Origin of the sequence: Herbaspirillum sp. UBA812 (genome assembly GCF_002296545.1) — a bacterium.
Taxonomy (GTDB): Bacteria; Pseudomonadota; Gammaproteobacteria; order Burkholderiales; family Burkholderiaceae_D; genus Herbaspirillum; species Herbaspirillum huttiense.
Genome location: NZ_DBIC01000388.1, coordinates 1 through 759, shown reverse-complemented (window position 1 = coordinate 759; position 759 = coordinate 1). Strand labels below are relative to the sequence as shown.

The 759-nt window shown below is 59.8% G+C and carries 2 protein-coding genes; one reads left to right on the top strand and one right to left on the bottom strand.

From position 1 onward, the window contains the following. Positions 1-315 (bottom strand): LysR family transcriptional regulator (locus B3873_RS25525; RefSeq protein ID WP_286869899.1); only part of this gene is annotated, 315 nt, incomplete at its 3' end. A gap of 186 nt (positions 316-501) precedes the next feature. Between B3873_RS25525 and B3873_RS25520 the strand changes: the two genes are divergently transcribed. Then, positions 502-759, top strand: a 258-nt coding sequence (locus tag B3873_RS25520; RefSeq protein ID WP_286869896.1) for a TSUP family transporter, incomplete at its 3' end; no start/stop codon positions are given.

Genomic DNA, 759 nt, shown 5'->3' with positions numbered 1-759 from the left:
GCGCGCCTGGGTGTGGGTGGTGGCGATGGTGAAACTGCCGCTGTCATGGGCGGCGAATTCCTTGCCGATACGTTTGAGGCCATCCACTTCCTGCATGATCAGCTCGACCGAGCGCAGCACCGCGCGGCCCGGCTCGGTCAGGCCGCGAATACGCTTGCCGTGGCGCGTGAAGATGTCCACGCCCAGCTCCTCCTCCAGCTCGATGATGGCCTTGGAGACCCCCGGCTGCGAGGTGTACAGGGCCTTGGCGGCCTCCGTGAGGTTGAAGTTCTGCCTTACCGCTTCACGAACGAAACGGAATTGATGAAGATTCATGAGGGAATTCCTTCGCTTCTACCTGGTATGGCGGCGCACCGCGCCTGCCTTGCTGGCCTCACCGGCCTTACCTGCCTCGTTTGGCGCATTTCCATATGCCAAAGGCGTATATAAGCAAATAAATACTATGTAGTTTGGTTTGAAACATAAGTTTATTACGATTCGCAGACTAATGGGCGAGGTGTTATGACTGTTTCTTATGTAGTAAGCGGATTTGCCGTAGGACTGCTGGTCGGACTGACCGGGGTCGGTGGCGGCTCGCTCATGACACCGCTGTTGACCTTGCTGTTCGGCATTCATCCTTCGGTGGCCGTGGGCACCGACCTGGCCTTTGCCTCCGCGACCAAGACCGCCGGCACCCTGGCCCACCGATTCAAGGGTACGGTGCGCTGGGATGTGGTGCGCCGCCTGTCCTATGGCGCCCTGCCCGCTGCGCTGGTGACC